Genomic DNA, 26,941 nt, shown 5'->3' with positions numbered 1-26,941 from the left:
GTGGATCTACTGGAGTGCGCGCGACGATGGTCGTGTCTATTCAGTAGATCCACGCCATGCGTGGATGGGGCGTTCCCGACCGCCCGTCAAATCACTTGTAGAAATCGCTCCGCCCACCGGGCTGACGCTTGAAGCGGCGATGGATCCACAGGTACTGGTCCGGCGCCTCGCGCACCATCTGTTCGATGGCCTGGTTGACCCGCGCGGTATCCGCTTCGACATCTTCGCTGGGGAAGTTCTCCAGCGGCGCGCCGATCTTCAGGAAGTACTTCCCGCCTTCGCGACGATGGAAGTAGGGGATGACCGCACATCCGGTCATCCGCGCCAACTGGTGGGTCGCGGTGATGGTGGATGCGGTGTGGCCGAAGAACGGTACGAACACCGTGTCCTTGCCGCGCATGTCCTGGTCGGGCGCGTACCAGAGGAAGCCGCCCTTCTTCAGGTGGCGCACCGTCGCACGGATGTCCTCGTTGGCGTACATCGCCTTGGCGTAGCGCAGGCGACCGAACTTCACCGCCCACTCGTACACCGGGTTCTTGTGCTTGCGGTACATGCCGGACAGGTCGACGTGATCGCACAGCAGACGGCCGCACATCTCCAGGGTCATGAAATGGCCCGAGACCAGCAGCACGCCACGGCCTTCGGCCTGCATCTGCTTGAGGTGTTCCAGCCCTTCGATGTGCACCTGCGGGCGGATACTGTCAATGCTGCCCCACCAGGAGCGCGCGCATTCGAAGATGCCCACGCCCAATGCATCGAAGCTGTCGCGCACCAGGCGCTTGCGCCAGGCCTCGTCCTTCTCGGGGAAGCACAGCCTGAGGTTGACCTCGGCGGCGTGGCGGCGGCTGCCGGCCAGGCGCCAGGCGATCGAGCCGACGCCGCGGCCGAGCACGCGCTGCAGCGTCCACGGCAGCCGGGCGATCCCGAAGGCAGTGAGCATGACGGCAAACATCGGCCAGTTGCGTGGATCGCGCAGCGACGGACGGACGGCGGTGGTGGCATCGGACATGCCGCCATTCTACCAACCCGGCCGCGTGTCTTTCCCGGGGGGCTCCCGTATCCTTGCCGCATGCGTAAAGACCCTGTCGAATGGATCCTGCGTGGCCTGTACTCGGCCGTGCTGTACCTCCTGCTGCCGATCACCGTGTACCACCTGGTCTGGCGCGGCTTCCGGGTCCGTGAATACTTCCGGCGCTGGGATGAACGCTATGCGTCCTATCCGCAGCCGAGCGGCCAGCCGCGGGTCTGGCTGCACGCGGTCTCGGTGGGCGAGGTCAACGCCGCTGCACCGCTGGTCAATGCGCTGCGCGCGCAGCGGCCGGACATCCGCTGGGTCATCACCACCATCACCCCGACCGGCTCGGAACGGGTGCGCGCGCTGTGGGGTGATGCGCTGGACCACGTGTACCTGCCCTACGACGTGCCGGGCAGCGTCAACCGCTTCCTCGGCCACTTCCAGCCCAGCCTGGCGCTGATCCTGGAAACCGAGCTGTGGCCGAACATGCTGTTCGGTTGCCGCGACCGTCGCATTCCGGTCTACATCCTCAATGCACGCCTGTCGGCACGGTCGCTGCGCGGCTACCGCGTACTGGCGGCGTTGATCCGGCGTGCGCTGCGCACGGTCACCTGCGTGGCCGCACAGTCACAGGACGACGCCGCACGCTTCGTGCAGCTGGGGGCGGCGCCGGAACAGGTGCAGGCGCTGGGCAACCTGAAGTTCGACATCGCCACGCCGGACGTGCAGCCGTTCATCGAACAGTTCCATGCCCATGTACCGGCCACGCGCCCGGTATGGATCGCGGCCAGCACGCATGATGGCGAAGAGCAGGCGGTGATCGACCTGCACCGCCGTCTGCGCCAGCAGCATCCGGACCTGCTGCTGCTGTGGGCGCCGCGGCATCCCGAGCGCTTCCCAAAGGTGGAAGCGCTGGCCCGCGAGCAGGGCTGGAGCGTGGCGACGCGGCGCGCACAGCAGTGGCCAGGGGCCGACAGCGATGTCTTCGTCATCGACACGCTGGGTGAACTGATGCCGTTCTACGGCTGCGCCCAGGTTGCCTTCGTCGGTGGCAGCCTGCAGGCCATCGGCGGCCACAACCTGCTGGAGCCTGCGGCAATGGGCACTGCAGCGGTGACCGGCCCGCACCTGCACAACTTCGCCGAGATCTCGCGGCGCATGCGTGAAGCCGGCGCACTGCTGATCGGCGAGGACGCGCAGGCGGTGGGCGATCTGCTGCTGCACCTGCTCGACGACGCGCAGGCGCGCGAGGACATGGCCCGCGCCGGTTGCACACTGGTCAGCAATGGGCGCGGCGCGCTGCAGCGGACCCTGCAGTTGGTGGCTCCGCACCTGCCCCCACCGCTGGCCTGAAACCCTGCGTGTTGCCGCCAGGCCTCCTGCCCGCTGGCTCTCTCTGTCGTGATCGCCTGTATCAAGCCCGCTTGATGGCCTTGAATCTGTCGTAGCCGGACCGCTGCCGCCGTCCGCTGCGTGCAGGCTGTCACAGCATCATTCGTATGGCGCAGATTCCGATTCCGCCTACCGCGTCAGGCTGCCAGCCTGCTGTCGACCGCGCTTGGACGACATCAAGGGAGCTTTGAATGATCGGCGACAACGGAGGCGCGCTGCAGGGCAGCGCGAAGACCAGAGGGTTGGGCACCGACCATCTGCTGGTGGTGGCGCTGACCCTGCTGATGGGCGGCAGCGTTGTCGCCCTGGTCGGCCAGCATACGGCGGCGCAGGCCGGGCCCGCCATTGTCCTCAGCCTGCTGCTGGCGGCGCTGGGCACGCTGCCGATGCTGTATTGCCTGCGTTCGGCGATGCGGCGTGTGCCGGATCCTTCCGGTCTGCACGGTCTGCTCAGTGCCGCCTGGGGCAAGCCGCTTGCGGATGTACTGGTGATCGCCCTGCTGCTGGAACTGACGGCGACCACCGCAGGCCAGGCGCAATCGATGGCGAGCCATCTGTACGCCGCCGCTGGGGCCGTCGACGTCGCTCCCACGCAGTGGATGCCATTGCCGATGGCGGCGTCGATCCTGTTGTTGCTGCTGGGCGCTGCCACTGCAGTGTTGCGGATGCCGTGCGCGTTGCTGGTGGCCAGTGCACTGCTGACGGTGAAGCTGGGCGTGGGCCTGTTGCTGTTGTTGCTGGCGGCACGCCACGTGCACTACGCACACTGGATTCCCTGGCTGCCATCAGCGACCGCGCCCTACCGCTTCGGATTGGGCGGCGTGCTTGCAGCGGGTGTGGCATTGCTCGGTGTCCTGCTCGGTGCAGGTCTGCTGGCAGGGTTTGCCGGGAGGCTGCCGCGCCCTCGTCCGCAGGTTTCCAACGCCGCCGGCGCTGCGTTGCTGATGGCGATGTTGTGGCTGATGGTAGTGGCTGCGCTGCAATCGGGCCTGGTCGAGTTTGCGGCCCTGGCCAGCACCCGGCCGCTGTCGGTGGCATTGCAGGGCGTGCCGCAGCTGCAGTGGTTTCTGCCGTTGTTGCCGTTGGCGGGCAGCGCCGGGCTGGCGGCCCTGCAGATGGTGTCGCTGCTGTTGGCGGCGCGGTTGGGGCTGGAGCTGTGGCGGCCTGCGTCGGGTGATGCGGGCCCCCATGCGCGTCTGCTGGTGACGCTTGCGCTGACCGTGCTGGCGGCTGCCTTGGCGTTGTCGCTGCCGGACGGTTGGCTTCCGCAGTTGCCGGGGCCTGCAGGCCTGCTGGTCCTTGCCGCCGTGTGCCTGGGCGTTGCCCGCAGTCAATGGCAGTCGCGGACGGCGGGCGTCGAATGGCGACTGATCCCGATGTTGCTCGCACTTGTGGCGACCGCCCTGTGCCTGTTGCCGGCTGTCACGTCCCGGCTGTTCCTGCCGCTGCTGGTGGTGCTGGCGGTCGTTTCGGCAGGCGTAATGCGTCGACAGGCGGGGCGTTCGCGCTAGCGCCACGCGCGGCGCCAGCCATCTGCGATCACTAAATAAAAAAGCCACCCTTGCGGGTGGCTTTCTGATCAGACCGGTGCGCCGACTCAGTTGGTGGTCGTGGACGGGTTGCCCGCGTCCTGGGTCAGCAGGCGGTTGATGTCCTGCAGTTCGGCGACATCCAGGCCACCCACGGCCTGGCTCAGCAGCAGGCGGTTCTGCAGGAAGTTGTAGCGGGCCTGTGCGTAATCCAGCTGCGCGGAAAACAGGATGCGCTGGTTCTGGATCACGTCCAGCACCGTGCGGGTACCCACTTCCAGGCCGACCTGCGAGGCATCGTAGGCGCTCTGTGCGGAAACCACGGCCAGGCGGCGCGCTTCCACTTCGCTGATGCCCTGCACCAGGGTCTGGTAGGCATTGCGGGTGTTGCGGTCCAGCGCGCGCTTCTGCTGCTCGAAACCATCCTGGGCGATGTCACGCTGTGCCAGCGCCTGGCGCACGCCGGACTGGGTGGCGCCGCCAGAGAAGATCGGCACGCTCAGGGTCAGGCCGATGCTGTTGGTGCGTGCATCGGGGGAGAGCGAACCGGCGCCGACGCTGTCGCCCCAGGTCGCGCTCTTGCCCCAGCTGCCGCCCAGCGACAGGGTCGGGTAGTGGCCACCACGGGCCGCCTGCACGCCGGCTTCGGCGGCACCGACCTTCAGTTCCTGCGCCTTCAGCGCCGGATTCTGCGTGGTCGCCTGCTGCACCAGCTGGTCCAGGTTGCCGCGGTTGGCCGGCACTTCCGGACGGAAATCGGCCGGCAGGCCCTTCAGGTTCATCACCGGCTGGCCGGTCAGTTCGGTCAGGGCCTGGTAGTTGTCGGCCAGGGTGTTCTGCGCAACGATCGTGTTGGCGCGCGCCTGGTCGTACTGGGCGCGTGCTTCGTGCACGTCGGTGATCGGCGCCAGGCCCACTTCCAGGCGCTTGTCGGCGAAGTCGAACTGCTTCTTCGCGGCTGCTTCGTTGGTCTGTGCGGCGTTCAGCGATTCGATCGCCACCAGCACGTTGAAGTAAGCCGCCGAGGTGCGCACGATCAGGTTGTCGTTGGCCGAATCAAGGGTGAAATCCGCCGCCTTGCTCAGCTCGCGCTGTGAGCGCAGGTTGTTGATCTGCGTCCAGTTGAACAGCGTCTGGGTGCCATCAACGGTGTAGCTGCGGCGCTTGCTGGTGAACGAGCCGGAGTTGGCATCAGCGTTCGGCTCGCTGCGCGAGCGGTTCAGCTGCGCCGCACCGTTGATCTGCGGCAGCAGGGCAGCGCGCGCCTGCACGGCGCCTTCCTTGTCGTACAGCCGGGTGGATTCGGCGGCGGACAGCTGCGGGTCGCCATTGCGCGCCATTTCATAGACCTGCAGCAGGTCGGCGGCATGGGCGGACAACGGCAGCAGGGCAGTGGCCAGCGCAACAGCGAGGGATCGGCGGATCATTGCGGCTTCCTTGGACTCAGAGGTGGAACTGGGGGGCCGGGGCGGCACCACGCAGGTAATCGATATCGGTCTCGAACAGCGACTCGGTGCTGCCATCGGCCTTCACCAACAGCGCTTCCATGGCCGGCGAACGGCCCTGGATGACATACAGACGACCACCCGGACGCAACCACGAAGCGAACTGTGACGGCACCACATCAACGGCGCCAGTGACACAGATCACGTCGAAGCGGCGTTCGGTCTGCCAGACCAGGCCATCGGCCACTTCCACGCGCACGTTGGTGCCCAGGCCGGTGGCATCCAGGCGGGCGCGCGCAGCCGCGGCCAGCTCCGGATCGATTTCCAGGCTCAGCACGTCGCGCGCCAGCGCGCCGATGCAGGCCGACAGGAAACCGCTGCCGGTGCCGATTTCCAGCACTTCGTCACCCGGCTGCAGATCCAGTGCCTGCAGGGTACGGCCCTCGATGACCGGCTTCATCATCTTCTGGCCGTTGCCGATCGGCAGTTCGACATCGGCATAGGCCAGCGCCCGGTGCGCGTCGGCGACGAAGGCCTCGCGCGGCAGGCGGGCCAGGACGTCGAGCACCTTGATGTCCAGCACGTCCCAGGGACGGATCTGCTGTTCCACCATCAGTTCGCGGGCGTGGGCGTAATCAATCGTCATGAGGTTCAAATCCAGCGCAGTGGGCCGGCCATTTTACCGGTGCCGGAGGCCGGCGGCGCGCCCAGAGCATCTGCTGCGGGGTGGCCGGGGTCGCAGTGCCGGAAGTCATCGCGACCTCCGGTTCGTTCAGTTTTGGTTATCCAGCGGTTCCGACCTCTCGCGGGGCGTAGGCGCGCAGGAAGAAATCCACGCTGGCGGCCACGTGGAGCGCAGCATCGGTCTCGACGGGTGACAGTGGCATGCCGCACATCATATGCATGTGCACTTCGCCCTTCACCAGGGTCAGGAACTGCTGGCCGGCGATGTAGCAGTCGGGGATGTCCAGTTCACCGCGCTCGGCACGCAAGCGCATGAAGTCGGCCAGCGCCTCGCAGGTGCGTTGCGGGCCGGCCTGCCAGAACAGTTCGCGCAGGCGCTCGTCGGTCTCCGGGGCCATCATCACCCGCTGGATCGACAGGGCCGCGTCGGAGGTGATCATCTCGAAGAACGCCATGCCGATGCCCAGCAACTGGTCGCGCAGGGGGCCTTCCACGTCGGCCACGAACAGCGCGTCGGGCAGCATCTCGATGCACTTGGACTGCACAGCTTCGGAGAACAGGGTCTCTTTGTCGCCGAAATGGCTGTATACGGTCAGCTTCGAGACGCCGGCCTGGGCCGCGATGCTGTCCATGCTCACGCCGCTGTAGCCCTGTTCGATGAACAGTGTCTTGGCTGCCTCGAGTATCGCCGCGCGCTTGCCCAGATCCTTGGGGCGCCCGGGACCGGCAGCCTTGGCAGCGGGCTTGGCCAACGGCTTTCGGGAAGTGGGAGAACTCATCCCGCTAATACTAGACCAAGCGGTTCGATATTTATACTATACCGGCTGGTTCACTAATGTCCGCGTTGCAACAGTATGTTGCCGGCGCGTTCCCCCCGGATTTCTTTTCAGGTCCTGTACCTCATGAAAAACATGCGTTGGTTGGGCGTAGGCGTACTGGTCGTGGTGTTGGCAGCGTGCGGCAAGCAGGCCGCCGAGCCGGTGGCGGCCATTCCGGTGCTGGTGGTGCATCCCACCACGCAGGACGGACAAGCCGCGGCCGCCTACCCCGGCGAGGTGCGTGCCCGCCAGGAAAGCCCGCTGTCGTTCCGCGTTGGCGGCAATCTGGTCAAGCGCCACGTCGACGCCGGCGAGCGGGTGAAGAAGGGCCAGCTGCTGGCCGAGCTGGATGCGGCCGACTACGCCTCGCAGGCGGCGGCGTCGCAGGCGCAGCTGGCGGCGGCGGAAGCAGACCTGGTGCGCGCCCGCGATGACCAGAAGCGCTACGCCAAGCTGGCCGAAGACCAGCTGGTGAGCCGCTCGGCACTGGACCAGCAGACGGCGGCGTTCAAGGCCGCACAAGGCCAGGCCAATGCCGCGCGGGCCAACCTTGCCGTGGCCCGCAACCAGGCCGAGTACGCGCAGCTGCGCGCGCCCGCCGATGGCGTGATCGCCAGCCGCCAGGCCGAAGCCGGGCAGGTCGTGAGCGCGGGGCAGACGGTGTTCACCCTGGCCGCCGATGGTGGCCGCGAGGTGCTGATCGCGCTGCCGGAAAGCAACATCCGCGACTACAAGGTCGGCCAGTCGGTGCAGGTGGAACTGTGGAACCGCCCGGGTCAGCTTCTGCCCGGCACCCTGCGCGAGATCGCCCCGGCCGCCGATGCACAGGCCCGCACCTATGCCACGCGGGTCAGCCTGGCGCCGGAAGCACTGAGCGAAGTGGAGCTGGGCCAGAGTGCGCGGGTGTTCGCCACTGCCGGTCGCAGCGGTGCGTTGCAGCTGCCGCTGGCGGCCGTACTGCGCGGCAGTGATGGCAAGGCCAGCGTGTGGGTGGTCAATCCGTCCAATGGTGCGCTGAAGGCAACTCCCGTGCAGGTCGGTGCCTATGGCGCGCAGGCCGTGCCGGTCGTGTCCGGTGTGGGCGCGGCGGACTGGGTGGTCGCTGCCGGCGGCCATCTGCTGCGCGAAGGCCAGGTGGTGACGCCGGTCGATCGCCAGAACCGCCCGGTGCTGGCACCGTCGGCCGCCAAGCCGGCGCCGGCCGCAGGCAAGGGGCACTGACCCGTGCGCCGCTTCAATCTCTCCGAATGGGCGCTGGGCAACCGTGCGCTGGTGTTGTTCGCGATGCTGGCGTTCGCGGTCATCGGTGCCTGGTCGTACAAGCACCTGGGCCAGTCCGAAGATCCGCCGTTCACCTTCAAGGCGATGGTGGTACGCACGATGTGGCCGGGCGCCACCGCCGAGCAGGTCTCGCGGCAGGTGACCGAGCCGATCGAGAAAGCTCTGATGAACACCGGCGAGTACGAATTCATCCGTTCGTACTCGCGGCCGGGCGAGTCGCAGGTGATCTTCATGGCGCGCGACAGCCTGCGCTCCAAGCAGATCCCGGACCTGTGGTACCAGGTGCGCAAGCGCGTGGGCGATATCCGCGCGACGCTGCCGAGGGAAATCGTCGGGCCCTTCTACAACGATGAGTTCGGCGACACGTTCGGCAACATCTATGCGTTGACCGGCGAAGGCTTCGACTACGCGGTGATGCGCGACTATGCCGATCGCATCCAGCTGGAACTGCAGCGCGTGCCCGACGTCGGCAAGATCGACCTGGTCGGCCTGCAGGACGAGAAGGTGTGGATCGAGCTGTCCAACACCAAGCTGGCCACGCTGGGCGTATCGCTGCAGCAGGTGCAGCAGGCCTTGGCCGATCAGAACGCGGTTTCCGCCACCAGTTTCTTCGAGACTCCGACCGACCGCGTGCAGCTGCGCGTGACCGGCCAGTTCGATTCGATCGAGGACATCCGCAGGTTCCCGATCCAGGCCGGCGAACGTACGCTGCACCTGGGCGACATTGCCGAGGTCAAGCGCGGCTTTGCCGATCCCTCTTCGCCGAAGATGCGCTTCATGGGCCAGGATGCGATCGGCCTGGCGGTGGCGATGAAGGACGGCGGTGACATCCTCAAGCTGGGTGCCACCCTGGATGCCGAGTTCGAACGCCTGCAGAAGACCCTGCCGGCTGGCATGCAGCTGCGCAAGGTGTCCGACCAGCCGCATGCGGTGGAAGAGTCGGTGGGCGAGTTCGTGCAGGTACTCACCGAAGCGGTGGTGATCGTGCTGCTGGTCAGCTTCTTCTCGCTGGGCCTGCGTACCGGCCTGGTGGTGGGCGTGACCATTCCGCTGGTGCTGGCGATGACCTTCTTCGTCATGCACTACTTCGACATCGGCCTGCACAAGATTTCGCTGGGTGCGCTGGTGCTGGCACTGGGCCTGCTGGTGGACGATGCGATCATCGCGGTGGAGATGATGGCCACCAAGATGGAGCAGGGCTACGACCGCCTGCGCGCGGCCAGTTTCGCCTGGGAATCCACCGCCTTCCCGATGTTGACCGGCACCCTGATCACTGCTGCCGGCTTCCTGCCCATCGCCACTGCCGCATCGAGCACCGGTGAATACACCCGCTCGCTGTTCCAGGTAGTGACCATCGCGTTGGTGGTGTCATGGATCGCGGCAGTGCTGTTCATCCCGTACCTGGGCGACAAGATGCTGCCGGACCTGTTCAATCCGCAGCTGCCGAAGCCGGACAGTCTGGCCGGTCGCTGGCGTGCCAAGCGCCTGCAGTGGGCAGACCGGCATCCGGCACTCGCGCGCTGGATCGCTCCGAAGGAGCATGCGCACGACCATGATCCGTACCAGCGGCCGTTCTACACCCGTTTCCGGGCCTTCCTGGATACCTGCCTGCGCCATCGCTGGTGGGTGATCGGCGCGACCATCGCGCTGTTCATCGGTTCGCTGATGCTGTTCCGCTTCGTGCCGCAGCAGTTCTTCCCCGACTCGACCCGCCCGGAACTGATGGTGGACATCGAGCTGGCCGAAGGTGCGTCGCTGGCCGCGACCCAGGCACAGGCCGACAAGCTGGAGAAGCTGTTGAAGGGCCGCGAAGGCATCAGCAACTACGTGGCCTACGTCGGCACCGGTTCTCCGCGCTTCTACCTGCCGTTGGACCAGCAGCTGCCGGCCACCAACTTCGCCCAGTTCGTGGTGCTCACCGAAGACGCCAAGGCCCGCGAATCGACCCGCGACTGGATGCTGAAGGACGTGATCAGGCAGTTCCCGGATGTGCAGATGCGCGTGACGCGCTTGGAGAACGGCCCGCCGGTCGGCTATCCGGTGCAGATGCGCGTGTCCGGCGAGCACATCGCGCAGGTGCAGGCGATTGCGCGCAAGGTCGAGGCCAAGGTGCGCGAGAACCCGCACGTGATGAACGTGAACCTGGACTGGAGCGAGCCGAGCAAGGTGGTGCGGCTGGTGATCGACCAGGATCGTGCACGCGCGCTGGGTGTCAGCAGTGCCCAGGTCAGCCAGTTCCTCAGCAGTTCGTTGTCGGGCATGAGCGTGAGCACCTATCGTGAAGGCAACCGCCAGATCGAGATGTTGCTGCGTGGCCCGGACAACGAGCGCGCGCAGCTGGACCTGCTCGGCAGCCTGGCGATTCCGACCAGCAGTGGCACCGCGGTGACGTTGTCGCAGGTCGCGCGGCTGGAATACGCCTTCGAGGACGGCATCATCTGGCACCGCAACCGCCTGCCGACGGTGACCGTGCGTGCCGACATCAGCGATGGCAAGCAGCCGTTGGACGTGGTGCAGCAGATCGTGCCGACGCTGGATGGCATCCGTGCCGAGTTGCCCAGCGGCTACCTGCTGGAAACCGGCGGCTCGGTGGAGGATTCGGCCCGTGGCCAGAACTCGATCAAGGCCGGCATGCCGCTGTTCCTGATCGTGGTGGCCACGTTGCTGATGCTGCAGCTGCGGAGCTTCTCGCGTGCGGCGATGGTGCTGGTCACAGCGCCGCTGGGCATCATCGGTGCGACGCTGTTCCTGCTGCTGTTCCGCGCGCCGTTCGGCTTCGTGGCGTTGCTGGGCACCATCGCGCTGGCGGGCATGATCATGCGTAATTCAGTGATCCTGATCGACCAGATCCAGCAGGACATCGATGCCGGGCATGACCGCTGGCATTCGATCATCGATGCGACGGTGCGGCGTTTCCGTCCGATCGTGCTGACCGCGCTGGCGGCGGTGCTGGCGATGATCCCGCTGTCGCGCAGTGCGTTCTACGGTTCGATGGCGATCTCGATCATGGGTGGGTTGATCGTGGGCACGGTGCTGACGCTGGTGTTCCTGCCGGCGTTGTATGCGGCGTGGTTCCGGGTCAAGCCGGACGAATCCGGGGTGTAATGCCCCGGGTTTCCCGGGCCGCCGCCCCTGGTAGGTGCCAACCTTGGTTGGCACGGATGCGTGGCCCGCCCATCCACGCATGGCGTGGATCTACTGAGGTTGGCCACCGCCCTGGTAGGTGCCAACCTTGGTTGGCACGGATGCATGCATCCACGCATGGCGTGGATCTACCAGTAGAGCCACCCCATGGGTGGCTGCGGATGTCCTGGCCCGTCCATCCACGCATGGCGTGGATCTACTGCAGCTGCAAACCGTCGCGCAGCAGCGGCTCCAGCCAATCCAGAAACACCTGCACACGTTGCGCGCGATGCTGCCGATGCGGCAGCAACAGGGTCACCGGCAACGGCTGCGCCACGTACTGCGGCATCACTTCCACCAGCGCGCCCGATTGCAGTTCCGCCTGCACGTCGTAGCGCGGAATCTGCAGCAGTCCCAGCCCCGCAACGCAGCAGGCAATCGATGCCTCGGCGTTGTTCACCCGCACCCAGCCGGTCATCGGCAGCGTGCGCAGCTGCGCGCCGTCCTGCCATTCCCACGGCTCCACCCGCGCCGTGGTCGGCGATGCGTAGTTCACCGCACGGTGCTGCTGCAGGTCGGCAGGATGCTGCGGTGCGCCGTGTTCGCGCAGGTAGGCCGGTGCGGCAACGTTGACGAAGTCGAGCTGCCCCAGTTCGCGGGCGACCAGGCTGGAGTCACCCAGTTGGCCGACTCTCAGCACCGCATCGCAGCCGTCCTCGATCAGATTCACCGCGCGATCGGTCATGCCCAGGTCCAGCTCGACCTCAGGGTGCCGTGCAAAGAAGTCGGGTAGGGCCGGAGCGATGATGCGGCGACCGATCCGGCTGGGCACATCGATCTTCAGCAGGCCCTTCGGCTGTGCGTCGTCCTGGCGGAACAGCGACTCGGCATCTTCCATTTCGGCGATCAGGCGCAGGCAGCGTACGTAGAAAGTGTCGCCATCGTGCGTGGTGGAGACCCTGCGGGTGGAGCGCTGCAGCAGGCGTGTGCCCAGACGTTGCTCCAGTTCCGCCACGGCCGCCGAGACGGTGGAGCGGGGCAGGCCGAGCTGGTCGGCGGCGCGGGTGAAGCTGGTGCACTCCACCACCCGGGCAAAGATGCGGAAACGCTCGATCCGGTCCATTGTTCGCCCACTCTGGAAAGTTAAGTCAATGTTGCGGGCTTTATCCGCGATTTCTGCACGATATCGTCGTCAGCACAGGGTTGCCAGTCCGGCAGCCCCTTACCAGGACCGATGCCATGACCGACCACCGTATCCAGGGCAAGACCGTGCTGATCGCCGGTGGCGCCAAGAATCTCGGCGGGCTGATCGCCCGCGACTTCGCCGAGCAGGGCGCCAAGGCCATCGTCATCCACTACAACAGCGCCGCCACCCAGGCCGATGCCGAGGCGACCGTTGTCGCCGTGCAGGCCGCAGGCGCCAAGGCGGTGGCGTTGCAGGCCGATCTGACCTCGGCGGCGGCGATGGAGCGCCTGTTCGCCGACGCGGTTGCCGCCGTCGGTCGCCCTGACATCGCCATCAACACCGTCGGCAAAGTACTGAAGAAGCCGATGCTGGAGATCAGCGAGGTGGAGTACGACCAGATGAGCGCGGTCAATGCGAAGACGGCGTTCTTCTTCCTCAAGGAAGCCGGGCGCCATGTCAACGACGGCGGCCGCATCTGCACGCTGGTCACTTCACTGCTCGGCGCGTTCACGCCGTTCTATTCCAGCTACGCAGGTACAAAGGCGCCGGTGGAGCACTTCACCCGCGCAGCATCGAAGGAATTCGGTGAGCGTGGGATTTCGGTTACTGCGATCGGTCCTGGGCCGATGGATACGCCGTTCTTCTATCCGGCCGAGAGTGCCGATGCGCAGGCGTATCACAAGACCGCCGCGGCGCTGTCGGCATTCACCCGTACCGGCCTGACCGACATCGCCGACATCGTGCCGTGGATCCGCTTCCTGGTAACCGATGGCTGGTGGATGACCGGGCAGACCATCCTGGTCAATGGCGGCTACACCACCAAGTAGAGACACGCCAGGCTTGAGTTCGTGCCGTAGATCCACGCCATGCGTGGGTGCTCCTGGCTTCCAATACGTTCATCCACGCATGGCGTGGATCTACTGTTGGTCCCCAAGTGGACAGCATCAGGGCGTTCACGGGCACAATAGCGGCCAGTTCCAGGGCCGGAGCGCCTGCCATGTTCTTCCGCACGACCTGCGCCTCGGCGCTGCTGCTGGTCGCCTGCAGCGGCTCTGCCACTGCGCAGACGGCAGACGCCGATGCTCTGCCGTTCCTGCATGACCTGCGGGACGTACTTGAGTGCGGTGCGAGTGCGGACGTCCAGCAGGCCGTCGTCAGCCGCCTGCGCGCGGCACGCTATGCCGACGCGGCCGAACGACTGCCGTACCTGCGCGACTGGCGATTCGAGCAGGAGGGCGAGGATGACGATCACCGGGTGACCGTCATCACTCCGCCACAGTCGATGACCGTCCACGGTGTCGAAGTAGCGCGGTTGTTCGCTGATGCACTCGGTTTCTCAGTTGCGCTGGACTCCGCACAGCGCGATCGTATCGTCGCTGCGTACGGCTTGCGGCTGCAGTCGAGCACGCTGCAGGAGCCGTTCGAGCTATGGTCGACGCCCTACACGCCGATCATCGTGCGCAGTGCGGGCGACGGCTATCGACTGGGTTGCGCTCCTGCCACGAAGGGTAACGGGCCAGCCGTACGACAGCTGCCGGTTGTTGAAGTCCAGGACCTGCAGGATGCCATTCACTGCAGCGCCGACGAAGGAAGCATGCGCCGGCTGCAGGCGTTCTGGCAGCGGCTTTACGAACAGCCGCAGTTCGAATGGCCGCAGGAAGTCCGTTCGGTCAACGAGGTGAACTACAGCGTCGGTGATGATGATCTGCACCTGCTGCTGATCGGATTGCAGGCGCCCATCCAGGCCTACGGCGTTTCCACGCACACGATTGCGCTGGCGTTCGGTGGCTTCTTCGGCGCGGATCTTGGCGACGTTGCGCTGGAGCCCGTGCTTGCCAAGGCAGGCTTGGATACCTCGCACAGGGTCGGCAAGGCTGCCTGGCAGCGCCTGTTGCCGCCGGTTGCTTTCAGCGGTGGCAGTTGGATCCCACAGCACATCGTGATGCGCACCAACGAAGGCCGCGTTGTTGCCGGTTGCGCCAGCGATTACGCGCGCAGCACCACGCGCTGAGCTGATCTCATGCCGGGCAACCAACAGCAGGCGGGGTAGGGCGGCGCTACCGATCGGCATGCAAAGGGTGCCGGGCATGTCCCGGCACCCGCGTGTGTCATCCCAGCTTGGCCAGCACCGCGTCGGTGGCCGTCGCCGTACTCACGGCCGAACCCTTTGCCGCCAGATCGGCAGTGAACACGCCATCGTCCAGCACCGCATGCACCGCAGCTTCCACCGCTGCGGCTTCGGCTTCCAGGCCCAGCGAATGGCGCAGCAGCATCGCCGCACTGAAAATCGTCGCGTAGGGGTTGGCGATGCCCTTGCCGGCGATGTCCGGTGCCGAACCATGGATCGGCTCGTAGATGCCCACCGCACCCGGCTCGCCCAGCGATGCCGAGGGCAGCAGGCCCAGCGAACCAGCCAGCATCGAGGCCTCATCGGTGAGGATGTCGCCGAACATGTTTTCGGTGACGATCACGTCGTACTCGCGCGGCTTGGCCAGCAGGTGCATGGCCATCGAATCGACCAGTTGATGTTCCAGCGCGACGTCCGGGAACTCCTCGCGGCCGATGCGCGCGGCCACGTCACGCCACAGGCGTGAGGTTTCCAGCACGTTGGCCTTGTCCACCGAGGTGACCTTGCCGCGCCGCTGCTGCGCCAGGCGGAACGCACTCCGCAGCACGCGCTCGATCTCGGCTACGGTGTAGCGGCACAGATCGCTGGCGCTGTCGGCATCGCGGGTCTTGTCGCCGAAGTAGATGCCACCGGTCAGTTCGCGCACCACCACGAAGTCCACGCCCTGCAGCAGCTCGGCCTTGATCGGCGAGGCGTGCAGTGCCGCTTCGTGGGTGCGCACCGGACGCAAGTTGGCATACAGGCCCAGCGCCTTGCGGATCGCCAGCAGGCCCTGCTCCGGGCGCACCTTGGCGTTAGGGTCGGACCACTTCGGGCCGCCCACCGCGCCCAGCAGCACCGCGTTGGCGGCCTGGCAGGCGGCCAGGGTAGAGGCTGGCAACGGCTCGCCGTGACGGTCGATGGCGATGCCACCGATATCGTGCTCGCTGAAGGTGAAGGTGTGGTTGAAGCGTTCGGCCACGGCGTTCAGAACGGCGACCGCAGCGGCGGCCACTTCCGGGCCGATGCCATCACCGGGCAGGACAACAATCTCAGCGTGCATGCTCACTCTCGTAACGTTCGATTTCAGGGACACGGCCCAACAGATAGCCCAATTGATCGACGCCTTCCAGCAGGCAGGTCTGCGAGAAGCCGTCCAACGGGAAGGAGTAGACGCGGCCATCGGGTGTGCGCAGTTCGCGCGTGGCCACGTCGATGGTCAGTTCATCGTCCGGGCGCTGCATCAGCACCTGCACGTCGGCTTCGTCCAGCACGATCGGCAGCAGGCCGTTCTTCAGCGAATTGCCGCGGAAGATATCGGCGATCTCGCTGCTGACGATGGCGCGCAGGCCGAGGTCGGTCAGCGCCCACGGCGCATGCTCGCGCGATGAGCCGCAGCCGAAGTTGCGCCCGGCCAGCAGGATGCTGCGGCCGGCGTTGTGCGGCTGGTTGAAGGCGAAGTCGGCCACCGGGGAGCCATCGGCCTGCCAGCGCCAGTCGTTGAACGCGTTGCGGCCCAGGCCGGCGCGCTCGGTGGTGGACAGGAACCGCGCCGGAATGATCTGGTCGGTATCGATATTGGTCTGGCGCAGCACCACGCTGGCCGAACGCAGGGTGCGGAAGCCGCTCATCAGGCCACCTCCTGTGCGAACAGTTCACGGGCATCGGCCACGTGGCCCTGCACGGCGGCCCAGGCGGCACTCATCGGCGAGGCCAGCAGGGTGCGCGAGCCCGGGCCCTGGCGGCCCTCGAAATTGCGGTTGCTGGTGCTGACTGCCAGTTGGCCGGGGGCGACCAGATCGCCATTCATGGCGATGCACATCGAACAACCCGGCTCGCGCCACTCGGCACCGGCCGCGCGCACGATCTCGTGGATGCCCTCGGCTTCGGCTTGGCGCTTGACGATTTCCGAGCCGGGCACCACCAGCATGCGCACGCGCTCGGCGATGCGACGACCGCGCAGCACCTGCGCTACTTCGCGCATGTCGCTCAGGCGGCCGTTGGTGCAGGAGCCGACGAAGACCACGTCCACCGGTGTGCCGGCCAGCGTCTGTCCCGCCTGGAAGTGCATGTAATCCAGGCCCTTCTGCGCGGCGGCATCGTTGGCTGCCGGGATCGGCGCGTCCACCGCGATGGCGGTGCCGGGGTGGGTGCCCCAGGTCAGGGTCGGGCGGATATCAGCAGCATCGATGTGCACCTCGCTGTCGAAGCGCGCGCCTTCATCGCTGCGCAGCTGCGTCCAGCGGGCCACGGCGGCGTCGAAGTCGGCGCCCTTCGGGCCGCGTGGGGTATTGGCAACGAAGTCGAACGTCACCTGGTCGGGAGCGACCATGCCGGCGCGTGCACCGGCTTCGATCGACATGTTGCACAGGGTCATGCGCTGTTCCATGTCCATCGCTTCGATGGTGCTGCCGCGGAACTCGATCACGTGGCCGGTGCCGCCATTGACGCCGATCACGCCGATGATGTGCAGGACCACGTCCTTGGCGCCGACGCCGGGTGCCAGAGGGCCATCGACGGTGATCGCGAAGGTCTTCGCCTTGCGCTGCAGCAGGCACTGCGTGGCCAGCACATGGCCGACTTCGCTGGTACCGATGCCGAAGGCCAGCGACCCGAACGCGCCGTGGGTGGAGGTGTGGCTGTCGCCGCAGACGATGGTCATGCCGGGCTGGGTGAAGCCCTGTTCCGGGGCGATCACGTGGACGATGCCGCGATTGTCCGAGGCCATGTCGAACAGTTCGATGCCGTGCTCGGCACAGTTGCGTGCCAGCATGGCGACCTGCGCTTCGGAGGCGGCGCTGGCGTAGGGCAGGGTGCCATCGGCGGCGGGCGGCAGGGTCGGCGTGGAGTGGTCCATCGTCGCCTTGGTCCGATCCGGACGGCGCGGCTTCAGGCCGCGCTCGCGCAGTTCGGTGAAGGCCTGCGGCGAAGTCACTTCATGGATCAGGTGCAGGTCGATATACAGCACGGCGGGCGCGCTGTCGGTTTCTGGAACCACCACGTGGGCGTCCCACAGTTTGTCGTACAGGGTGCGGGGTGCGGAAGTCATGCGTTTGCCTGGCAGGAGTACGAAGTAGCGGACATCGAAGAGAAAGTAACAGGGTCGGGTCAGCGCCGACGCGCGAGCACGCGCAGACGCACGTAGTCGGCCAGCGCCTGGCCAGCGGCGTTGCGCGGCAGATCCGCCAGCAGGGCGGCGGCGGCATCGCGCACGGTGGCGCGCGCGTCGGCCGGCAGGTCGTCCAGCAGCGGTGCGGCGAACACCCGCAGCCAGCCGGCAACGCCGGTCGGCAGCGCGGTCGGGCGTGGCAGGCATTCGATCAGCTGCACCTGGAAGCCATGCTGGCGCAGGCGGTCGGCGTAGGCATCGGCGCTGGGGAAGTACCACTGGAATGCGCTGGCACCGTGGCCATGGGCGACGCGCGCGGCCTGTACCGCCGCAACGATCGTGGCCACGTTGCCATGACCGCCGAACTCGGCGACGAAGCGACCGCCCGGGCGCAGGGCGCGGCGCACGCCTTCCAGCACGCGATCCGGGTTGGGCATCCAATGCAGCGCCGCGTTGCTGAACACTGCATCGAACGCGCCATCGAAGGTCAGCGCGTGGCCGTCCATCACCTGCGCATCGACACCTCGTGCACGCGCGGCGATCACCATTTCCGGTGAGGCATCGACGCCCTGCATGTGTGCGCCGCTGAGGGCCAGTTCAGTGGTGAGCACGCCATCGCCACAGCCCAGGTCGAGAATGCGCTCGCCGGCCCGCGCGTCGAGCAGGCGCGCTACCGCGCCGCCGAGGGTCGGCACGAACCCGGCATCGATCGCATAGTCCTGGGCATTCCACTGCTGGCCAGCGCTGCTGGTGGCGGTTGCGGTGTCGAAGGCGCTCATCTTGGATTCCTCAGGCGGTGGCGGTGGCAGGTGCTTCAGCGCTGACGCCGGCGTTGGCCTGGCGCTGGCGCAGCAGGCGGTTGGCCACGTCCAGCCAGGCCAGCGCGGAGGCTTCGATGATGTCCTTGCTGGTGCCGGTACCGTCGTACTCGACGCCTTCGTGACGCACGCTCAGATTGGCTTCGCCGCGCGCATCGGCACCGATGCCGACGCTGTGCACGTGGTAGCTGTCCAGCATCAGCTGCACGCCGGTGGCGGCCGACAGCGCGCCGAACAGGGCATCGACCGGACCATCGCCCTGTGCGGTCTCGGCCACGCGGTTGCCGTCCGGGTCGGACAGTTCGACCAGCGCATTGGCGCGGCTGCCGACATCGCTGATGGTCATCGAGGCCAGGCGGTAGCCCTGTGCGTTGGAGCCGCCCTGCATCAGTGTCTGCAGGTCGGCGTCGGTGACCACGCGCTGCTGCTCGCACAGTCCCTTGAACTGCTCGAACACCAGCTTCAGCTCGTCTTCTTCCAGCCAGAAACCCAGTGCGCGCAGGCGCGCTTCGACGGCGGCGCGGCCACTGTGGCGGCCCAGCACCATCTGCGAGTCCTCCCAGCCCACGTCTTCCGGACGCATGATTTCGTAGGTGCCGCGATGGCGCAGCATGCCGTGCTGGTGGATACCCGATTCATGGGCGAAGGCATTGGCACCGACGATGGCCTTGTTGCGCTGTACCGGCATGCCGACCAGGCGCTGCAGCAGCTGCGAGGTGCCGACGATGCGCGGGGTGTCGATGGCGGTGTCCTGCTCGTAGAACGCCTGGCGCACCTTCAGCACCATCGCGATCTCTTCCAGCGAGCAGTTGCCGGCGCGTTCGCCGATGCCGTTGACGGTGCATTCGACCTGGCGCGCACCACCTTCGATGGCGGCCAGCGAGTTGGCCACGGCCAGGCCCAGGTCGTTGTGGCAGTGTGCGCTGAAGATCACGTTGGCTGCGTTCGGCACATCGGCGACGCCCGCGATGACCTGCTGGAACATCGTGCGGATCTCTTCCGGCGTGGTGAAGCCGACGGTGTCGGGCAGATTGATGGTGGTGGCGCCGGCAGCGATCGCCACGCGCGAGACCTCGATCAGGTAATCCAGTTCGGTGCGGGTGGCGTCCTCGGCGGAGAACTCCACGTCATCGATGTAGGAGCGGGCCAGCGCTACGTGCCGGCGTACCGATTCCAGTACCTGCTCGCGGGTCATCCGCAGCTTGTGCTCACGGTGCAGCGGGCTGGTCGACAGGAACACATGCAGGCGCGGGTTGGCCGCCGCTTCCAGTGCACGCGCCGAGGTCTCGATGTCAGCCTGCAGGCAGCGTGACAGCACCGCCAGGCTCAGGCTTGGGCGGCGCAGTTCGCGGCCGATCAGGGCCATCGCTTCGCGGTCGGACTGCGAGCTGGCGGGGAAGCCGGTCTCGATGATGTCCACGCCCAGTTCGTCCAGCGCACGCGCCATCACCAGCTTCTGCGGCGGGCTCATGCTGCAGCCGGGGGACTGCTCGCCGTCACGCAGGGTGGTGTCGAAGATGCGGATGCGCGGGGTGGTAATTCGTTCGATGGTGGTCACAGGGAAATCTCCTCGACAGCGGGTGCGACGGCTTGCAGGGGGGAAGGGGAAGGCGTTGGGAAAGCGGTGGCGGTCGCCTTGCCGGGCGAACGCGGGGTTTCTGCCCGGCGTCTGCGCGGTTTGCGTGGCGGGCGCGGACGGATGTCGGTGAGCAGGCCGGCGAGCACGCCGGCATCGATGTTGCCGCCGGAGACGACCGCGCACTTGCGGCGGCCGGCGACGCGACGCCCGGCGGCCAGTGCCAGCGCACCGGCGCCCTCGGCGATGATGTGTTCTTCCAGTGCCAACCGCACCAGGGTCTCGCGCAGTTCGGCTTCGCGCACGATCACCACATCGTCCAGCAGCGAGGTGCACAGGCGGCGGGTCAGGAAACCGGGGATCTTCACCCGCACGCCATCGGCCAACGACGGCACAGGATTGATCTCGCGCACGTCACCACGGATCGCGCGGGCCATCGAATCGACCCCCTCGACCTGCGCACCGACGATGCGCACGCCCTGCGACTTCAGTGCCAGCGCGACGCCGGAGGCCAGGCCGCCACCGCCGATCGGTACGATTACCACGTCCGGCGCGTGTGCGGCCAGCTCGATGCCGACGGTGCCCTGGCCGGCGATGACATCGGCATCGTCGAACGCGGACAGGAAGCGGTAGCCATGGCGCTGCGCCAGTTCGACGGCGAAGGCATAGGCCTCGTCATAGCTGTTGCCATGCTGGCGCACCGTGGCGCCCCAATGGGCGACGCCAGCGATCTTGGTGGCCGGTGCACCATGCGGCATCACGGCGATGGCCGGCACATCCAGGCGATAGGCGGCCCAGGCCACGCCCTGCGCGTGGTTGCCGGCCGAGGCGCAGATCACCGGCCGGGTATCGCCACGTTCGCGGGCGGCCAGCAGGGCATTCAGCGCGCCGCGCACCTTGTACGAGCCGGTGCGCTGCAGGTTCTCCAGCTTCAGCCAGGTGCCGAAGCGCTCGGCATGGTGCAGCGGAGTGGGCGGCAGGAAGCGGCGCAGGCGGGCCTGCGCAGCCAGTACGTCGGCAACGGTTACGTCGCCGACATCGCTTTCCGTGCTGGCATCAGCGGCCGGCATGGGCCACCAGCAGGGTGTTGCCGACCAGGGCCTGCGGGCACGGGCGGCGAAGAAGACGCCTCCGTACCGGCACCGTGGTGAATACGGTACGGGCGTTCATGCGGATACTCCTTCCAGTGCGGTCATCTGCACCGAAACGCAGTCGTAGATCTTTTCCATCTGCCGGCACAGTGTTTCCGGCGGGCGCTGGCTGTCCACCACCAGTTGCAGGTGCCAACGGCCATCATCGGCGGCCACCGGCGCACCGGTGATCGCGCGCGGTGCGAAACCGCGGCGTTCGGCCATGCCGATCACGCGCAGCAGCGCGCCCTCGGCCGGTTGCAGCACCAGGTCAAGCCGGTATTGCATTGGGGATCTCCTGGCGTGCATGTGCAGGGTTGCTTTCCAGCATGGTGCTGTTGGCGGTATTGGGCGGCACCAGCGGCCACACGTTCGCGCGGGCATCGATGGCCACGTGCAGCAGGGCCGGGCCCGGCTCGGCCAGCAACGCGGCCAGGCCACCTTCGACGTCATCACGCGCATCGATGCGCGTGGCCGCGATGCCGAACACCTTGGCCAGAGCCACGAAGTCCGGGTTGTCGGACAGGTCGATCTCGCTGTAGCGCTCGGCGAAGAACAGCTCCTGCCACTGCCGCACCATGCCCAGCGAACTGTTGTCCAACAGGATGATCTTCACCGGCAGGCGGCAGCGGGCGATGGTCGCCAGCTCCTGCACGTTCATCATGAAGCTGCCATCGCCGGACACCAGCACCACGGTGCGCTCAGGGCAGGCGAACTGCGCGCCCATTGCTGCCGGCAGGCCGAAGCCCATCGTGCCCAGCGCACCGCTGGTCAGGTGGTTACGCGGATGATTGAAGCGGCAGTGCTGCGCCACCCACATTTGGTGCTGGCCGACGTCGCAGGCGATCACCGTATCGGCCGGTGCCAGCTCGCTCAGCCGCTTCAGCAGCGCCGGGGCGTAGATGTGCTGGCCCGGGGCGTCGTAGCGGGCGGCAAAGCGGTCGCGATGCTGTGCGCAGCGCTTGCGCCACGCGTCCTGGTGGGCCTTGGGGGAGGGGAAGGCCGCACGCAGGGCGCGGATGGCATGGCCGACGTTGCCGGGTACGGCGACATCGGCGCTGCGCAGCTTGGAGATCTCGTACGCATCGGCATCGATGTGCACCACGCGGGCGAAGGGCGCGAACTCGGCCAGCTTGCCGGTCGCCCGATCATCGAAACGCGCACCCAGCACCAGCAGCAGATCGCTCTCCTGCACGGCCATATTCGCTGCACGGGTGCCGTGCATGCCCAGCATGCCCAGCGACTGCGGGTGCTGGGGAGGCAGCGCGCCCAGCCCACGCAGGGTCATCACCGTGGGAATGGCGCTGGCTTCGACGAACGCGCGCAGGTCCTGCACGGCATCGCCCAGGGCAATGCCACCACCGGCATAGACCACCGGCTTTTCGGCCGCGGCCAATGCGGCGATGGCTTCGGCGATGGCGGCGTCGGCGGCGGCCGGCGGCGGTTCGACGCTGGCCGGCACATGCGCCGGCAGGTGGCTGGCATCGGCCAGCTGCACATCCTTGGGCAGGTCGATCAGCACCGGTCCGGGACGGCCCTCGCGGGCGATGCGGAAGGCATCGGCCACCACGCGCGGCAGATCATCGACGCTGCGCACCAGCCAGCTGTGCTTGACGATCGGCATGGTCAAGCCGAACACATCCAGTTCCTGGAACGCATCGGTGCCCAGCAGTGGCGTGGCGACCTGGCCGGTGATGCAGACCATCGGCACCGAATCGAGCATCGCATCGGCGATGCCGGTGACCAGGTTCGACGCGCCCGGCCCGGAGGTCGCCACGCAGACGCCAACTTGGCCACTGGCGCGCGCAAAGCCGTTGGCGGCCAGCGCCGCGCCCTGCTCATGGCGCACCAGGATGTGCTTCAGCGACGAATCCACCAGCGCGTCGTAGAACGGCATGATGGTGCCGCCCGGGTAGCCGAACAGCGTACGGACACCCTCGGCCTCCAGCGCCTGGGTCAGCCAGCGCGCGCCGTTGGGCGGCGCGCTGCGGTGTGTGGGAGAGTTCATGGGGGAACCTTGCAGAGCGGGTGGGGGTGCCGCGTTGTTACGCGGCTTGACCTTGCAACCAGACCATCTTGGCGCGCAGTTCCTTGCCTACCTTCTCGATCGGATGCTCCAGGTCGGCCTGCTTGAACTTGTTGTAGTTCGGCAGGCCCGCCTCGTACTCGGCCACCCAGTTCTTGGTGAAGGTGCCGTCCTGGATGTCCTTCAGCACTTCCTTCATGCGCTCCTTGGTACCGGCGTCGATGACGCGCGGGCCGCTGACGTAGTCGCCGTACTGCGCTGTTTCGGAGATGAACTCCAACATGCGCGAGATGCCGCCTTCGTAGAACAGGTCGACGATCAGCTTCAGTTCGTGCAGCACTTCGTAATAGGCGATTTCCGGCTGGTAACCGGCTTCCACCAGCGTCTCGAAGCCCGCCTGCACCAGCGCCGAAGCGCCGCCGCACAGCACCGCCTGCTCACCGAACAGATCGGTTTCGGTTTCTTCCTTGAAGGTGGTCTGGATCAGGTTGGCACGTGCGCCACCCAGGCCGCCGGCATAGGCAAGTGCGTACTCGGCGGCCTTGCCGCTCTTGTCCTGGTAGACCGCCCAGATGCACGGCACACCGCGGCCGATCTCATATTCGCGACGGACCAGCGCACCCGGGCCCTTCGGCGCGACCAGCACCACGTCCAGGTCGTCGCGCGGCTTGATCATGTCGAAGTGCACGTTCAAGCCATGCGCGAACAGCAGCACCGCGCCCTGCTTCATGTTCGGTGCCAGCACGTCCTCGTACAGCTTCTTCTGCACCATGTCCGGGGTCAGCACCGCAACCAGGTCGGCATCCTTCACCGCATCAGCCGGTGCCTTCACGGTGAAGCCATCGGCCTGCGCCTTGACCTCGGTGGGGCCGCCCGGGCGCAGGCCTACCACCACATCGAAGCCGGATTCACGCAGGTTCAGCGCGTGCGCGCGGCCCTGGCTGCCGTAGCCGATGACGGCGATCTTGGTCTGGGGCAGTTCGTTGGTGCTCATGGGGGAGGTTCCTTGCGGGTGGGAAGAAAAAAGACGGCCGGCAGTCGAAGCGACGTACCGGCCGGTCAGGGAAAAGGGGGGAGGGCAGCGCCGCGCGTCGCGCAGGTACTGCCACCACGAGGATTCGTGGTGCAGCGGGTCCGGGTTGTGCGATGGGCGTTGGTCATGGTGGTTGCGTCTGAAACCAGGTCCTGAAATGAAAAAACCCGCACCTGGGCGGGTGCGGGTTTTGATGAGTTCCGGTGTATTTGCTGCTTACACGCTGGCTCGTCCCGCACCTGTTGGTTGGGTAATAAGTACGAGCACAAGAATCGAACGCAGCGAGGCGGCGCCGGTATCGGCGGCTTCGATGTGGGTTCGCGGTGGCGTGTTGTGATGCAACATGTGATCGAGAAAACCACAGCCGTTTCCGCGCTGTCAACCCTCGCAGCGATATTCCCGTCAGTTTCCACTGCATGCAGTGCAATCGCTTGTGGCACAAGGATGGTTGCCGCTGAAAGTGTTTCGGTGAACCCGAATTCACTCTTTTCATCGGGTTTTTTGCGCGGAATCCGGGGTGATTTCGCCTTGGTAGGTGCCGACCTTGGTCCGCGCCGGAGTCATCGAAGCCGAAAGCAGTGCGGACCAAGGTCCGCACCCACCGAAGGACTGTCGTCCATGACCTATGCCCGATGGCCCCTGATCGCCGCAGCAGCGAAGATCGGGTCACCACCCTTCCATCGGAACCCGACCGTGTCCCGACGTCTTGCCCGTTCCCTGCTGGCGGCTGCCGTGCTGGCTGCCGTGCCCATGCTGTCCCAGGCCGCCGACCGCATCACCGGCCACACCTTCGCCACCCGTTCGGAGGTGATCGCCCCGCATGCGATGGCCGCCACCTCGCAGCCGCTGGCCACCCAGATCGCGCTGGACGTGATGAAGGCCGGTGGCTCGGCCGTCGACGCCGCCATTGCGGCCAACGCCGCGCTGGGCCTGATGGAGCCCACCGGCAACGGCGTCGGCGGCGACCTGTTCGCCATCGTGTGGGACCCGAAGACGCAGAAGCTCTACGGCTACAACGGCTCCGGCCGTTCGCCGAAGTCGCTGACCCTGGCCGAGTTCCAGCGCCGGGGCCTGAAGGAGATTCCGGCCACCGGTCCGCTGCCGGTATCGGTGCCGGGCGCGGTGGATGGCTGGTTCGCGTTGCACGACCGGTTCGGCCGCAAGCCGATGGCCGACAACCTGGCCCCCGCCATCCGCTATGCGCGCGAAGGACATCCGGTGGCCGAAGTGATCGCCTATTACTGGGATCGCTCGGTGCCGAAGCTGTCGCAGTATCCGGGTTTCAAGGAACAGTTCACCATCGACGGCCACGCGCCGCGCAAGGGCGAGATGTGGAAGAACCCGAACCTGGCCGACACCCTGCAGAAGATTGCCGACGGCGGGCGTGATGCCTTCTACAAGGGCGACATTGCCCACACCATCGGCGACTACTTCAAGAAGAATGGCGGCTACCTGAGCTACCAGGACATGGCCGACCACCATGGCGAGTGGGTCGAGCCGGTCAGCAGCAACTACCGTGGCTATGACGTGTGGGAACTGCCGCCGAACAGCCAGGGCATCGCCGCGCTGCAGATCCTCAACGTGCTGGAAGGCTACGACTTCTCGAAAATTCCGTTCGGCTCACCCGAGCACGTGCACCTGTTCGTGGAAGCGAAGAAGCTCGCCTTCGCCGACCGCGCGCGTTTCTACGCCGACATGGCGTTCCAGCCGGCACCGGTACAGAAGCTGATTTCCAAGGACTACGCCGCGCAGCGCCGCGCGCTGATCTCGATGGACAAGGCGCTGAAGGAAGTGCAGCCGGGTACACCGAAGCAGCTGGAAGAGGGCGACACGATCTACATGACCGTGGCCGACGCCGACGGCATGATGGTGTCGCTGATCCAGTCCAACTACCGCGGCATGGGCAGCGGCATGGCGCCGCCGGGGCTGGGCTTCATCCTGCAGGATCGCGGCGAGATGTTCGTGCTGCAGAAGAATCATCCCAATGGCTACGCACCGGGCAAGCGTCCGTTCCAGACCATCATTCCGGCCTTCATCACCAAGGGCGGCAAGCCGTATGCCAGCTTCGGCGTGATGGGCGGCGCGATGCAGCCACAGGGGCACGCGCAGATTGTGATGAACCTGGTGGACTTCGGCATGAACCTGCAGGAAGCCGGCGACGCGCCGCGCATCCAGCACGAAGGTTCGACCGAGCCGACCGGGCAGGCGACGGCGATGACCGATGGTGGCGAGGTCAACCTGGAAACCGGGTTCCCGTACGAGACGGTGCGTGCGCTGATGCGCAAGGGTCACCGCGTGGTGTTTGCCGATGGTCCGTACGGCGGCTACCAGGCGATCCTGCGTGATCCGGACACGGGCGTGTATTACGGCGCGTCGGAGAGTCGCAAGGATGGGCAGGCGGCGGGGTATTGAGGGTTCCTGGCCAACGGGCTGAGCCCCCTCGCGGCTGATCGCCAGAGCAGTTTCATGCGCTGGGGCGTGCGGGTGGGAGTGTCGGGGGACGCCGTGAATACGTCCCTGTAGGCTTAGCCGCGCCATCCATGGCGCGGATACCCCCGCCACCCCCACCCGCACGCCCCCCGAAAGTTTCCGTGCGCGTCAGCCACGGAAGAGAAAGAAGAAGAACAAAAGCAAAGGCAACAGCCGCGCGCTTTGGGTTGGGGTCGGAT

At 66.7% G+C, this 26,941-nt stretch carries 21 protein-coding genes; 7 read left to right on the top strand and 14 right to left on the bottom strand.

Annotation, left to right across the window (positions count from 1 at the left end; translation table 11 throughout):
• Positions 1 to 91: 91 nt before the first annotated feature.
• A complete protein-coding gene (locus AC13GI_RS11735; protein WP_482996340.1) occupies positions 92 to 1,009 on the bottom strand; it encodes an LpxL/LpxP family Kdo(2)-lipid IV(A) lauroyl/palmitoleoyl acyltransferase in 918 nt (305 codons plus the stop codon).
• Positions 1,010 to 1,069: 60 nt separating this feature from the next.
• On the opposite strand from AC13GI_RS11735, the gene waaA reads away from it, so the two are divergent.
• Both waaA and AC13GI_RS11725 read left to right on the top strand, forming a co-directional pair.
• A complete protein-coding gene (gene waaA, locus AC13GI_RS11730; RefSeq protein ID WP_482996339.1) occupies positions 1,070 to 2,368 on the top strand; it encodes a lipid IV(A) 3-deoxy-D-manno-octulosonic acid transferase in 1,299 nt (432 codons plus the stop codon).
• Between the two features lie 230 nt (positions 2,369 to 2,598).
• A complete protein-coding gene (locus AC13GI_RS11725; RefSeq protein ID WP_243380269.1) occupies positions 2,599 to 3,918 on the top strand; it encodes an APC family permease in 1,320 nt (439 codons plus the stop codon).
• 86 nt (positions 3,919 to 4,004) lie between these two features.
• On the opposite strand, the gene AC13GI_RS11720 is transcribed toward AC13GI_RS11725, so the two are convergent.
• The 3 genes from AC13GI_RS11720 to AC13GI_RS11710 form a co-directional block, all read right to left on the bottom strand.
• Positions 4,005 to 5,363: a TolC family outer membrane protein gene (locus AC13GI_RS11720; RefSeq protein ID WP_099821001.1), complete on the bottom strand. Its 1,359-nt coding sequence runs from the start codon at positions 5,361 to 5,363 to the stop codon at positions 4,005 to 4,007.
• A 16-nt stretch (positions 5,364 to 5,379) separates the two neighbouring features.
• The gene (locus tag AC13GI_RS11715) at positions 5,380 to 6,027 is read right to left on the bottom strand and encodes a protein-L-isoaspartate O-methyltransferase family protein (protein ID WP_100553501.1); all 648 of its coding nucleotides are present in this window, start codon (positions 6,025 to 6,027) and stop codon (positions 5,380 to 5,382) included.
• A gap of 136 nt (positions 6,028 to 6,163) precedes the next feature.
• The gene (locus AC13GI_RS11710) at positions 6,164 to 6,844 is read right to left on the bottom strand and encodes a TetR/AcrR family transcriptional regulator (RefSeq protein ID WP_482996338.1); all 681 of its coding nucleotides are present in this window, start codon (positions 6,842 to 6,844) and stop codon (positions 6,164 to 6,166) included.
• Positions 6,845 to 6,967: 123 nt separating this feature from the next.
• On the opposite strand from AC13GI_RS11710, the gene AC13GI_RS11705 reads away from it, so the two are divergent.
• Both AC13GI_RS11705 and AC13GI_RS11700 read left to right on the top strand, forming a co-directional pair.
• On the top strand, positions 6,968 to 8,104 hold the full coding sequence (locus AC13GI_RS11705) for an efflux RND transporter periplasmic adaptor subunit (RefSeq protein WP_482996337.1): 1,137 nt from the start codon (positions 6,968 to 6,970) through the stop codon (positions 8,102 to 8,104).
• A gap of 3 nt (positions 8,105 to 8,107) precedes the next feature.
• Positions 8,108 to 11,269 (top strand): efflux RND transporter permease subunit, encoded by a 3,162-nt coding sequence (locus tag AC13GI_RS11700; protein WP_482996336.1) that lies wholly within the window; start codon positions 8,108 to 8,110, stop codon positions 11,267 to 11,269.
• 235 nt (positions 11,270 to 11,504) lie between these two features.
• Here AC13GI_RS11700 and AC13GI_RS11695 read toward each other — a convergent pair whose 3' ends face one another.
• On the bottom strand, positions 11,505 to 12,410 hold the full coding sequence (locus AC13GI_RS11695; protein WP_482996335.1) for a LysR family transcriptional regulator: 906 nt from the start codon (positions 12,408 to 12,410) through the stop codon (positions 11,505 to 11,507).
• Between the two features lie 116 nt (positions 12,411 to 12,526).
• Between AC13GI_RS11695 and AC13GI_RS11690 the strand changes: the two genes are divergently transcribed.
• Complete coding sequence (locus AC13GI_RS11690; protein ID WP_482996334.1) at positions 12,527 to 13,300, top strand: SDR family oxidoreductase; 774 nt, start codon at positions 12,527 to 12,529, stop codon at positions 13,298 to 13,300.
• Between the two features lie 170 nt (positions 13,301 to 13,470).
• Complete coding sequence (locus AC13GI_RS11685) at positions 13,471 to 14,484, top strand: hypothetical protein (protein WP_482996333.1); 1,014 nt, start codon at positions 13,471 to 13,473, stop codon at positions 14,482 to 14,484.
• Between the two features lie 97 nt (positions 14,485 to 14,581).
• Here AC13GI_RS11685 and leuB read toward each other — a convergent pair whose 3' ends face one another.
• The 9 genes from leuB to ilvC all read right to left on the bottom strand — a co-directional run bounded on the left by leuB (position 14,582) and on the right by ilvC (position 24,233).
• The gene (leuB, locus tag AC13GI_RS11680; protein ID WP_482996332.1) at positions 14,582 to 15,643 is read right to left on the bottom strand and encodes a 3-isopropylmalate dehydrogenase; all 1,062 of its coding nucleotides are present in this window, start codon (positions 15,641 to 15,643) and stop codon (positions 14,582 to 14,584) included.
• On the bottom strand, positions 15,633 to 16,211 hold the full coding sequence (gene leuD, locus AC13GI_RS11675) for a 3-isopropylmalate dehydratase small subunit (RefSeq protein WP_482996331.1): 579 nt from the start codon (positions 16,209 to 16,211) through the stop codon (positions 15,633 to 15,635). Before leuD ends, leuB begins: the two co-directional genes overlap by 11 nt.
• Positions 16,211 to 17,629 (bottom strand): 3-isopropylmalate dehydratase large subunit, encoded by a 1,419-nt coding sequence (leuC, locus tag AC13GI_RS11670; RefSeq protein WP_099821010.1) that lies wholly within the window; start codon positions 17,627 to 17,629, stop codon positions 16,211 to 16,213. Before leuC ends, leuD begins: the two co-directional genes overlap by 1 nt.
• A gap of 59 nt (positions 17,630 to 17,688) precedes the next feature.
• Positions 17,689 to 18,468: a class I SAM-dependent methyltransferase gene (locus AC13GI_RS11665; protein WP_482996330.1), complete on the bottom strand. Its 780-nt coding sequence runs from the start codon at positions 18,466 to 18,468 to the stop codon at positions 17,689 to 17,691.
• Positions 18,469 to 18,478: 10 nt separating this feature from the next.
• The gene (locus AC13GI_RS11660; protein WP_482996329.1) at positions 18,479 to 20,065 is read right to left on the bottom strand and encodes a 2-isopropylmalate synthase; all 1,587 of its coding nucleotides are present in this window, start codon (positions 20,063 to 20,065) and stop codon (positions 18,479 to 18,481) included.
• The gene (locus AC13GI_RS11655) at positions 20,062 to 21,153 is read right to left on the bottom strand and encodes a threonine dehydratase (protein ID WP_099821013.1); all 1,092 of its coding nucleotides are present in this window, start codon (positions 21,151 to 21,153) and stop codon (positions 20,062 to 20,064) included. The genes AC13GI_RS11660 and AC13GI_RS11655 overlap by 4 nt, the downstream gene beginning before the upstream one ends.
• A 96-nt stretch (positions 21,154 to 21,249) precedes the next feature.
• On the bottom strand, positions 21,250 to 21,501 hold the full coding sequence (locus AC13GI_RS11650) for an ACT domain-containing protein (protein ID WP_089236730.1): 252 nt from the start codon (positions 21,499 to 21,501) through the stop codon (positions 21,250 to 21,252).
• Positions 21,485 to 23,221: an acetolactate synthase 2 catalytic subunit gene (ilvG, locus tag AC13GI_RS11645; protein ID WP_230113253.1), complete on the bottom strand. Its 1,737-nt coding sequence runs from the start codon at positions 23,219 to 23,221 to the stop codon at positions 21,485 to 21,487. Before ilvG ends, AC13GI_RS11650 begins: the two co-directional genes overlap by 17 nt.
• 37 nt (positions 23,222 to 23,258) lie before the next feature.
• A complete protein-coding gene (ilvC, locus tag AC13GI_RS11640) occupies positions 23,259 to 24,233 on the bottom strand; it encodes a ketol-acid reductoisomerase (RefSeq protein ID WP_482996328.1) in 975 nt (324 codons plus the stop codon).
• Positions 24,234 to 24,965: 732 nt separating this feature from the next.
• On the opposite strand from ilvC, the gene ggt reads away from it, so the two are divergent.
• Positions 24,966 to 26,684 carry a gamma-glutamyltransferase gene (gene ggt, locus AC13GI_RS11635; protein ID WP_482996327.1) on the top strand — a complete coding sequence of 573 codons (1,719 nt, stop codon included), beginning with the start codon at positions 24,966 to 24,968 and terminating at the stop codon, positions 26,682 to 26,684.
• Positions 26,685 to 26,941 lie beyond the last annotated feature (257 nt).

This window comes from Stenotrophomonas sp. 82F1, from assembly GCF_056861525.1.
The sequence above is the reverse complement of the archived record's forward strand: the minus strand, read 5'-3'. Positions and strand labels throughout refer to the sequence as shown.